The 10,758-nt window shown below is 55.5% G+C and carries 8 protein-coding genes; 7 read left to right on the top strand and 1 reads right to left on the bottom strand.

Going from position 1 to position 10,758, the window contains the following annotated elements; translation table 11 throughout:
* Positions 1–7: 7 nt before the first annotated feature.
* Positions 8–1,672: a GAF domain-containing sensor histidine kinase gene (locus ACE5LO_RS26200; protein ID WP_375522859.1), complete on the bottom strand. Its 1,665-nt coding sequence runs from the start codon at positions 1,670–1,672 to the stop codon at positions 8–10.
* A 207-nt stretch (positions 1,673–1,879) separates the two neighbouring features.
* Here ACE5LO_RS26200 and argC point away from each other — a divergent pair, with 207 nt between their 5' ends.
* From argC to argH, 7 genes are all read left to right on the top strand, one after another.
* A complete protein-coding gene (argC, locus tag ACE5LO_RS26205; RefSeq protein ID WP_375522860.1) occupies positions 1,880–2,929 on the top strand; it encodes an N-acetyl-gamma-glutamyl-phosphate reductase in 1,050 nt (349 codons plus the stop codon).
* A gap of 22 nt (positions 2,930–2,951) precedes the next feature.
* The gene (gene argJ / locus ACE5LO_RS26210) at positions 2,952–4,178 is read left to right on the top strand and encodes a bifunctional glutamate N-acetyltransferase/amino-acid acetyltransferase ArgJ (protein WP_375522861.1); all 1,227 of its coding nucleotides are present in this window, start codon (positions 2,952–2,954) and stop codon (positions 4,176–4,178) included.
* A gap of 69 nt (positions 4,179–4,247) precedes the next feature.
* Positions 4,248–5,081, top strand: a complete 834-nt coding sequence (argB, locus tag ACE5LO_RS26215) for an acetylglutamate kinase (protein ID WP_375522862.1) — start codon at positions 4,248–4,250, stop codon at positions 5,079–5,081.
* 62 nt (positions 5,082–5,143) lie between these two features.
* Positions 5,144–6,376, top strand: coding sequence for an acetylornithine transaminase (gene argD / locus ACE5LO_RS26220; RefSeq protein ID WP_375522863.1), 1,233 nt, complete (start codon positions 5,144–5,146; stop codon positions 6,374–6,376).
* A gap of 71 nt (positions 6,377–6,447) precedes the next feature.
* Positions 6,448–7,404, top strand: a complete 957-nt coding sequence (argF, locus tag ACE5LO_RS26225) for an ornithine carbamoyltransferase (RefSeq protein ID WP_375522864.1) — start codon at positions 6,448–6,450, stop codon at positions 7,402–7,404.
* A 102-nt stretch (positions 7,405–7,506) separates the two neighbouring features.
* Positions 7,507–8,739 (top strand): argininosuccinate synthase, encoded by a 1,233-nt coding sequence (locus ACE5LO_RS26230; protein ID WP_375522865.1) that lies wholly within the window; start codon positions 7,507–7,509, stop codon positions 8,737–8,739.
* 143 nt (positions 8,740–8,882) lie between these two features.
* Positions 8,883–10,301 carry an argininosuccinate lyase gene (argH, locus tag ACE5LO_RS26235; protein WP_375522866.1) on the top strand — a complete coding sequence of 473 codons (1,419 nt, stop codon included), beginning with the start codon at positions 8,883–8,885 and terminating at the stop codon, positions 10,299–10,301.
* Positions 10,302–10,758 lie beyond the last annotated feature (457 nt).

The following is a 10,758-nucleotide window of genomic DNA, read 5'->3' on the forward strand; positions in this document are numbered from 1 at the left end:
ATATCTTTTATCGCGAAAACCTGTTCAGGGGAATGATAGCTTCCACAACGGTTCCGTTTTCAGGGCTGCTCGCAATCGTACAGCTTCCCCCCAGCAGCTCTGCTCGGTGCCTCATGTTAGCCAGGCCGTAATGCGTGTCTCCGGTGACTGGTCGCTCCAGTGCTCCGCCGCGTCCCTGGTCAGCAATACGCAGTGCCGCGCGGTCCGGCAGCAGCCGGAGCTTTATGTCGGCCGTGCCGGCTCCCGCATGCTTGACGACATTGTTCAGGGCTTCCTGCCCGATGCGCCAGAGCGTTTCCTCGACCAGTGAGGGAAGCTGGCTGACACCTTCCATTTCCGTACGAACCTCCAGTCTCAGCATGGCTCCGTATTCCTGCAGCGCAGCCAGTAAGCCAGCTTCAAGACCAGTGGGCCGCAGCTGCTTGATGAGGCTGCGCATCTCCTGCAGGGCGGTTTGCGACAGCTGGCGCATATCGCGGACAGCGGCGGCCGCCGGTCCATCGTTTTCCCCGGTAAGCATGCCCTCCACGCCCTTGGCTGTCAGCGACAGGGAGAATAACAGCTGGCTGACCGAGTCATGCAAATCCCTTGCCAGGCGGTTGCGTTCCTCCAGCCGGGTCAGCAGCCGCTGCTGTTCCTCCAGCTTCACCCGCTCCAGCGTGACGGTAATATGCTCCGCAACGGCCTCGATCACGACGGCGTCAACCTGTGCGGCTTCCTCTTCCTTGCCACCGCATCCGATAATCAGCACAGCCGGTTGTTGGCACCAGGATGGAACAGTTACTGCAAAGGCAGCCTTCAGCCGTGTTCCGTTGTCGCCTGTCACCCGCCGCAGCTCCGCCAGCTCGGCTGCTGAGGCGCGTACGGGACGGTTGGCTGCTGTGCTCTTCATTAGCAGGGTCAGCAGCTGACCGTCGGCAGCGAGGTCTTCGCGGGACAGGCTGCTGCCCGCATATAAGCTGCGCAGGGTATAACTGTCATCCTCCGGCTCAAACAGCGCGGCAACCGGCCAGCCGGCGAACGTCTCGCCGATCAGCCGGGTTACGCGGTCCGCCACCAGGCATAACCTTGTACCTGCGCCTGCGGCCATTTTCGCCAGCTCGCCTCCGAATTCGCCAGCCTTGCTGAACAGCAGCGCCCGGCGCCGCTCTGCCTCGAACAGGCGGATGCGCTCCAGTGCGCCTCCGATTTGCAGCGCAACGGACTGGAGAAGAGCCAGTTCGCTGTCCGTAAAATGGTTTTTGCCGGGGGCGGCTACGTTCATCAGCCCATAGCTGCGTTCTGCGGAACGCAGCGGAACAGTGGCGTGATGGGTGATGCCCCCAGTGTCTGCGGTCCGCTGCTCCTCGGCGTCTTCAAGCCGCTTACAGTTCAGGATGTTAACGGCATTATGCAGCCGTCCGCCCCAGTATTTGTCCACGCACCAGCAGTTGCCGCATTTCATGGGCTGCTTGTCTCTGTATGTAAGGGCAGGCGGCAGATTCCGGTCAGCAACAAATTCATATTCATGCGAGGTATCCATCAGGAAAATCCACCCGCTCGTCAGCCCGGTCAAATCCAGCAGCTGCCCGAGCACGTTTTGCAGCATCGGATTCAGGCTACTGGAGTGATTCAAGGTTTCGGCGATGGTTTTCAGCGTGATGAGCTCCTGCATGCGTGCAGAGTTATTCATACGGCCCCCTCGCTTTCTTATGATTTATAGAGTCTATAAGTTTTCAGCGGAGATGAACAATTCTATAATCGTAAAAATACCCTTTGCCAAACGCAGTTTTATTATAGCATCCACCCCGTATAAACTTAACATGGAGTGGTTGTATTTATATGAATGTAGATGTATAATAATACACATCTAAAAGCAGAGCGGAATGGGGGAGCAGTCTTGGACAGCAAATTGAAAGTGGCAATCGTCGGTTCCACCGGCTACGGCGGGGTGGAACTGATTCGTTTTTTACAGCATCATCCGCAAGTGGAAATTGTTTCGGTCATTTCATCCTCCATCAGCGGAACGCCCATTAGCGAAGGCTTCCCGCATTTGACGGACATTATGGTTCAGGATCTGGACGGAGTCGTGGTGGAGGAGATTGCCGCCAGGGCTGATCTTGTATTTACCGCAACACCTTCGGGTGTAAGCACGGAGCTGGTTCCACAGCTTCTCGAAGCGGGTCTGAAGGTCGTAGACCTGTCGGGGGATTTCAGGCTGAAGGATGGCGCTTTGTACGAACAATGGTACAAGAAGCCGGCTGCTCCCGCCTCGTTTCTGGAACAGGCTGTATACGGTCTGGCCGAAGTGTACGGTGACCGTGCTGCAGACGTGCCTTTCATTTCCAACCCGGGATGTTACCCGACGGCTACGCTTCTGGGGCTGATTCCGGCGCTCAAGGCCGGCTGGATCGACCACCGCAGCATCATTATTGATGCGAAATCCGGTGTGTCCGGTGCGGGGCGCGGCGCCAGCCTGACGACGCATTTTGCGGAAATCAACGAAAATTTCAAGCCGTATAAAGTGAACAAACATCAGCATATACCGGAAATTGAGCAGGTGCTCGGCGATGTAGCGGGAGAGCCGGTTACAGTCACTTTCACCACCCAACTGGTGCCAATGACACGCGGCATTATGAGCACCATGTATGCGACGATGAACGGAAGTTATACGGATCAGGACCTGGTAGAGCTGTATAGGGAGTACTATAAAGGTCGGCCGTTTGTGCGTGTCCGTAATGCAGGAATATGGCCAGCAACGAAGGAAGTAACCGGCTCTAACTATTGCGACATCGGTTTTGCTGCGGATGCAAGGACGAACAGGGTGACGATCATTTCGGTCATCGACAATGTTGTCAAAGGCGCGGCAGGCCAGGCTATTCAAAATATGAATCTCATGATGGGATGGGAGGAAAACCTCGGGCTCGGCTTGACGCCGGTCTATCCGTAACGCGGATATGGGGGAGATGGATATGAGGAAACAGACGTTTGACATCGTGAGCGAAGGCTCAATTGTTACACCACGCGGCTTCAGCGCCGGGGGGCTGCACTGCGGGTTGAAAAAGACAGACCGCAACGATCTGGGAGCGATTCGCTGCGAGGTGCCTGCGACGGCGGCAGCCGTGTACACCACCAACCTGATCCAGGCGGCACCGCTGAAGGTGACACGCGAAAGTCTGGCCGACGGAAGGCTGCAGGCGGTCGTTGTCAACAGCGGCAATGCCAATGCCTGTACAGGGCAGCAGGGCGAGGAGGACGCCTATGCAATGCGTTCCGCGGCGGCACGGGAGCTGGGCGTGGCGGAAAGCAACGTGGCTGTGGCGTCCACCGGTGTCATCGGCGAGCTGCTGAAGATGGACGCGGTGCACGTGGGTATCCAAGCGCTACCGGAGCAAATCAACGGCGGTCGTGATGGGGCGGAGGCCTTTTCGCAGGCTATTTTAACAACAGATCTGGTAAAAAAAGAAGCGTGCGTTTCGCTCGTTATCGACGGGGTTACGGTACATATCGCCGGCGCTGCCAAAGGCTCGGGCATGATCCATCCCAATATGGCGACCATGCTTGCCTTCATGACCTGTGACGCGGCCGTGGAGCAGGCGTCCCTGCAGCAGCTGCTGCAGCAGGCGACGGATACGACGTTCAACATGATTACGGTGGATGGAGATACAAGCACGAATGATATGCTGGTCGTCATGGCAAGCGGGTTGGCGGGCAACAAGGAGCTGAATACGGAGCATCCGGAGTGGGAGGCCTTTGCCGAAGCATTTTCTTATGTCTGCCGCGTGCTGGCACAGAGCATCGCGCGGGACGGCGAAGGAGCGACGAAGCTGGTGGAGGTGTCGGTAAGCGGCGCAGTCAGCGACCTGTCGGCCAGAGCTATCGCGAAGACTGTCATCGGCTCCAGTCTTGTCAAGTCGGCCGTGTTCGGAGCGGATGCCAACTGGGGACGTATTATCGCCGCTGTGGGCCGAGCGGGAGAGCCGGTCAACCCGGAGACCGTCGATATCCGGCTCGGCGATATTGTTGTGCTGCGGGGCTCGCGCCCGGTGGCATTTGATGAAGAAGAGGCCTTGGCCTATTTGCGGGGGGACACGGTGCGGATCGTCGTGGATCTGCACAACGGCGGCGGTGTTGCTACAGCGTGGGGCTGTGATTTAACCTATGATTATGTGCGAATTAATGCGGCTTACCGGACTTGACACTGTACACAGTTAAAGCCGTGGGATTCTTGGATAGTTATACACATCAGAGGGCAGAGGAGGTTTGCAATGAATACCTCAACGAATAAAACAGCACAGGCAGCGCCAGAGCAGCTGCGCTCCAGCTTTGTTATGAAATGCGGTGGCAGTACGCTGGCGGCGCTGCCGGACTCCTTTTTCGACGATCTGGTGCAGCTGCAGCGGGATGGCAGGCAGCCGGTCATTGTACACGGCGGCGGACCGGCCATTTCCGATACGCTGACGAAGCTCGGCATTGAAACAGAGTTCGTCAACGGACTGCGCCGCACGACCGAAGAGGTGCTGGATGTGGTGGAAATGGTGCTGGCAGGCAGCATCAACAAGCAGATTGTGCGCCGCATTATGATGCGCGGGGGCAAGGCTGTCGGCTTGTCCGGCGCGGATGGCCTGCTGATTCAGGCACAGCCGGTAACCAATAGCGCAGAGGTCGGCTGGGTCGGGGATGTGACAGCGGTGAACGCGGAGTTGATCGGCGGCGTAACGGAAATGGGTTATATGCCGGTCATCGCGCCAGTCGGGATTGATGCAGGTGGACAGCGCTACAATATCAACGCTGATACCGCTGCCGGAGCAGTGGCATCCCATATCGGCGTCAGCAGGATGATCGTGGTGACAGATGTGCCCGGCATTATGGGTAATGTAAACGGCGTCAAGAAAGTGCTGCCATCGGTGACAGTGCAGGAGATTGAGGATATGATCAGCACCGGGGAAATTTATGGCGGAATGATTCCGAAGGTGCGGGCAGCCATAACGTGTATCCAGGGCGAAGTCCGCGAGGTTGTTATTGTGGACGGAACGGAGCCGCAGGTGCTCAGCCGTGTGCTGAACGGAGAAAATATAGGTACGAGAATAGCCAGAATGTAGTGTAATATTTGAATGGAAATTTGATCCGGCCCAGCGCCGGCATGAACAGGAGCGTGAATGATATGAGTAACGGGCACAATGTGACCGCAGGCGGAGCCGCAGTGAAGGAAAAAGAACAGGAAAGCGCTTTGTTCCCCACGTATGCAAGGTATCCGCTAAGCCTTGTCAAAGGAGAAGGCAGCTGGTTGTGGGACGACCAGGGAAAACGCTACCTTGATTTCATGTGCGGCCTGGCGGTGACCAACCTGGGGCATGCCCCGAAGGCGGTGGCCGAGCGGCTGAAGCAGCAGTTGGATACACTGTGGCATGTATCGAATTTGTTTCATATCCCGGGCCAGGAGCAAGCAGCACAACTGCTGACGGCCAACAGCTGTGCGGATGCGGTGTTTTTCTGCAACAGCGGGGCGGAAGCGAATGAAGCGGCCATCAAGCTGGCGCGCCGTTATCATCAGAAGGTGAAGCAGAACGGAAAATATGAAGTGATCACGTTTACGCAGTCTTTTCATGGACGGACACTCGCTACATTGACGGCCACCGGACAGGATAAGGTGAAGGAAGGCTTCTTGCCTCTGCCGGCCGGCTTCCAAAGCGTACCGCTCCATGACAAAGAAGCTCTGGAAGCTGCGATCAGTGATGTGACGGCAGCCGTGATGCTGGAAATGATCCAGGCCGAAGGCGGCGTGTATCCGGTGGAAGCGGATTTTGTGGACTACGTTGTGGAGCTGTGCCGCGAGCACGGGCTGCTGCTGATCGTTGACGAAATCCAAACCGGCATGGGACGTACGGGCAAATTGTTTGCCCATGAGCATTATGGCATTGAGCCTGACATTTTCACTATTGCCAAGGGGGTAGGCAGCGGCTTCTCCGTCGGCGCAATGCTTGGCAAAGGCTATCTGCGGGAAGCCTTTACAGCAGGCAGCCACGGATCGACGTTCGGTGGTACACCTCTCGCCATGGCAGCGGTCAATGCGACGGTGGAAATCATCGTTGGCGAGAAGCTGGCGGACCGGGCGGCGGAAATGGGCATATATCTCATGGAGCGTTTGAACAGCCGTCTGGGCGACAGTCCTTTTGTCAAAGAAGTGCGGGGCAAGGGACTGCTTATCGGCATTGAATGTGCCGAGCCAATTGGCGAGCTCGTGCTGGCCGGACAGCGCAAGGGGCTGTTGTTTGTGCCGGCTGGACCGAATGTCATCCGCCTGCTGCCTAACCTTTATGTTACGAAGGAAGAGATCGACCAGGCAGTGGAAATACTAGCGGAAGTTATCGAAGAGCATACGGCTGCGAAAAAATAAAACGGCCGCAAATCGCAAACATTGTGATGGGGTTGCACCTCATTTTACCCATATTGAAAGGAGACCCTCTCATGAGCCTAACCGAAGAGAAACTGAAGCTCGACCTGAAGGGGCGGGATTTTATAGAGCTGAACGATTTTACGGCCGAGGAAATTGAATATCTGATCGGTCTGGCGGTGGAGATCAAGCGCAAGCAGAAGAACGGTGAAGTGTATCAGCCGTTGAAGGGCAAGACGCTGGGCATGATTTTTGAAAAATCCTCAACACGCACCCGCGTGTCCTTCGAGGTAGGCATGTATCAGCTTGGAGGTCACGCCCTCTTCCTGAGTAAAAATGACATCCAGCTCGGCCGGGGCGAGCCGATCAGCGATATGGCACAGGTGATGTCCCGTTATCTGGACGGCATCATGATCCGCACGTTCGGCCATAACAATGTCATCGATCTGGCGCGTTACGCTACCGTGCCGGTCATCAACGGTCTGAGCGATCTGGCGCATCCGTGCCAGGTGCTGGCGGACTACCAGACGGTCTTTGAAAAGAAGGGCAAGCTCAAAGGCCTCAAAGTCGCCTATATCGGGGACGGCAACAATATGGCGCATTCCTTGATGATCGGCGGAGCGAAGCTGGGCATGCACGTATCTGTTGCCAGCCCTGCCGGTTATGAGCCTGATAAAAGTGTGGTTGCAGAGTGCCAGGAAATTGCCAAGGAAACAGGCAGCAAGATCGTGGTCACAGCCAGCCCGCAGGAAGCGGTCAAGGATGCCGATGTTATCTATACGGACGTGTGGGCAAGCATGGGCTTCGAGGAAGAGCAGAAGCAGCGTGAAGCGGCGTTTGCAGATTATCAGGTGAACGAGGAACTGGTCAAGCTGGCAAAACCGGATTATCTGTTCATGCACTGTCTGCCAGCGCACCGTGGGGAAGAAGTGACCGCAGATGTCATCGACGGGCCGAATTCCGTCATCTTTGATGAAGCGGAGAACCGGCTGCATGCGCAAAAGGCGCTGCTCGTTGCTTTAATGGCTTAAACGATACAGCATATAAACGATATATTTCAGTTAATGAAATATACATGTGATGAACAATAGCATGGATTCTAAAGCATGGATTCTCGGGGAGGAAGCGGCGTAATGGCAAAAGAAAAAATCGTACTGGCGTATTCCGGAGGTCTGGATACGTCGGTCATTCTGAAATGGCTGAAGGAAACCTATGACGCGGAGATTATTGCTTTTACGGCGGATATCGGTCAGAAGGAGGAACTGGACGGGCTGGAGGAAAAAGCGCTGGCTACCGGTGCCTCCAAGGTTTATATCGATGACCTGCGCGACGAGTTTGCCAAGGATTTTATTTATCCGATGTTTCAGGCGGGAGCTTTATATGAAGGCCAATATCTGCTCGGCACCAGCATTGCGCGTCCGCTGATCGCCAAGCGAATGGTGGAGATTGCCCAGGCGGAAGGCGCAACAGCTATCGCGCATGGCGCTACAGGTAAAGGCAACGATCAGGTGCGTTTTGAGCTGAACGCGGCGGCTCTGACACCGGACATCAAGGTGATCGCGCCTTGGCGTTTGGAAGAGTTCCGCAATCAGTTCCCGGGCCGGGCGGAAATGATTGCTTACGCGGAAAAACACGGCATTCCGGTCACGGCATCTGCGGCGAAGCCGTATTCCACAGACCGCAACCTGCTGCACATTAGCTACGAAAGCGGCATGCTGGAGGAGCCGTGGTTTGATCCGAGCACACCGGAGAACAAGGACATGTTCCTGCTGAGCAATGATCCGGAGGACGCACCAGACACTGCGGAATATCTGGAGCTGGAATTTGAGCAAGGCAACTGCGTGGCGCTGAACGGCGAGCGGTTAAGCCCGTTGCAGGTGATGGAGAAGCTGAACGAGCTGGGCGGCAAGCACGGCATCGGCCGTGTCGATATGGTGGAGAATCGTTTTGTCGGCATGAAGAGCCGGGGAGTATACGAGACGCCGGGCGGTACGATCCTGTTCACAGCACATCGCAAAATGGAGTCCATCACAATGGACCGCGAAGTCATGAATCTGCGTGACAGCCTGATAACGAGATACAGCACACTCGTATACAACGGCTTCTGGTTCGCACCAGAGCGTCTGGCCCTGCAGGCCTTAGTGACGGAGAGTCAGAAAAATGTAACAGGTACGGTACGCGTGAAGCTGTACAAAGGCAATGTGATCGGCGCAGGTGTAAAAAGCCCGGTCAGCCTCTACAATCCGGATATCGCCACCATGGAAGCTGATCCTACCCAGGCGTATGATCAGGGGGACGCAACCGGCTTTATCCGCCTGAATGCGCTGCGCTTGAAGGTATATTCGGGCGTAAACCAGAATAACTAAGGTAGAAATTATTGTGAAATACAGCAAGCAAAACGTTTGTCAATATACATTCCAATTCAAAGATGTCTAATATTTTCAACATGCGCGGGCCGTCCTTATCCGATGACAGGGGCGGCCCGCACTGCGAGAGAGGGGACAGCAGAATGAGCAAGCTGTGGGGCGGACGTTTTACAAAGCAGACGAACAAGCTCGTGGAAGAGTATACGGCTTCCATCAATTTTGACAAAACGCTGGCTGAAGAGGACATTCAGGGCAGTCTGGCCCATGTCACCATGCTGGGCAAATGCGGAATCGTGCCGCAGGAGGATGTCGAGACCATTAAAGCAGGCCTGCAAAAGGTGTTGGGGCGCATCCGCAAAGGAGAGATTGAGTTTTCTGTTGCCGATGAGGACATCCATATGAATATCGAAAAAAACCTGATTGAAGAAATCGGACCGGTCGGCGGCAAGCTGCATACAGGCCGCAGCCGCAATGATCAGGTGGCGACAGATATGCATCTCTACCTGCGCGGCCGTGTGGTTGATCTTGTCGGCATGCTGCATGCCGTTCAGGAGGCGCTGATTGCCCAGGCAAAGGACAACCTGGATACGATCGTACCTGGTTATACGCACTTGCAGCGGGCACAGCCGATCCTGTTCGCCCATCATCTGATGGCTTATGTATCGATGTTCGAGCGGGATATCGACCGTCTGAAGGACAGCTACAAGCGGATCAACATCCTGCCTTTGGGCGCAGGCGCGCTGGCTGGTACGACATTCCCGATCGACCGCCATTTTGTGGCCGAGCAGCTTGGCTTTGACGGGGTATACGAAAACAGCCTGGACGCGGTGAGTGACCGCGACTTTATTGTGGAATTCCTGGCAGCTGCTTCGCTGATCATGACTCACCTTTCCCGGCTCAGTGAGGAGCTGGTATTGTGGAGTAGCACAGAATTTGGCTTTATCGAGCTGGACGACGCGTTCTGCACAGGCAGCAGCATCATGCCACAGAAGAAAAATCCGGACGTGCCTGAGCTGGTACGCGGCAAAACCGGCCGTGTCTACGGCAATCTGATGGGGCTGCTGACCGTGCTGAAGTCACTGCCGCTCGCCTACAACAAGGACATGCAGGAAGACAAGGAAGGCATGTTCGATACGGTAGCGACGCTGGAAGGCGCGCTGCAGCTGTTTGCGCCGATGATCGCCACGATGAAGGTCAACAAAGGACGCATGCGGCAGGCGGTCAATCAGGACTTCTCCAATGCGACGGATATCGCGGATTTCCTCGTCGGCAAAGGCCTCCCTTTCCGCCAGGCGCATGAGGTGATCGGCAAAACGGTGCTGTACTGCATTCAGAACGGCAAATATCTGCTCGACCTGACCCTGGACGAGTTCAAGCAGTTCTCCGAGCTGTTCGATGACCGCATTTATGCCGTGCTGCAGCCGGAAGCAGTGGTGGACGCCCGCAACGTATACGGCGGAACCGCCACAGCACAGGTAACGGATGCGATTGCACGCAGTGAGAGAACGTTGCAAGCTACGGTGCAATGGCTGGAGCTTCGTCGGAGTAATGCTGATGCATGATAGCTAATGTATAACGGTTAATGCATAACAGTTCGATCATATTCGATCATATTAGTTCGAGCATAACAGTTAGAGTATAAAGTTGAAGCGAAAAGGAAGAGGCCCGAGGCGTCAAACTGAACATTGAGCTCGTAAGTTTCTTCCTTTTCAAGATAGCAGGATGTATAGACTTCTTGGTTATAAGCTTTCTGGGCAGCAAACGAACGTGTATAGCGTCTGAATCCACTGTTAAGGGTCGCATCGAAATTTACTTCGTTACATTTTCAATCAAAGATTAGGACACCCCTCACGGATAAGCGAACTGTGCGGGCTATATCCGCCAAGCTTCTATCGCAGCGTGTACGTGAGCCTTCATTCTCAAACTTTTGTACGAAAAGTCATAGCGCGCCTAGTCAAGCTAGGCACAACTTGCCGGTGCAAGTCCGGCCGGGGTAAGGACCAAGCCGCCCTGTAGCTA

Origin of the sequence: Paenibacillus medicaginis (assembly GCF_042138635.1) — a bacterium.
GTDB lineage: Bacteria > Bacillota > Bacilli > Paenibacillales > Paenibacillaceae > Paenibacillus > Paenibacillus medicaginis.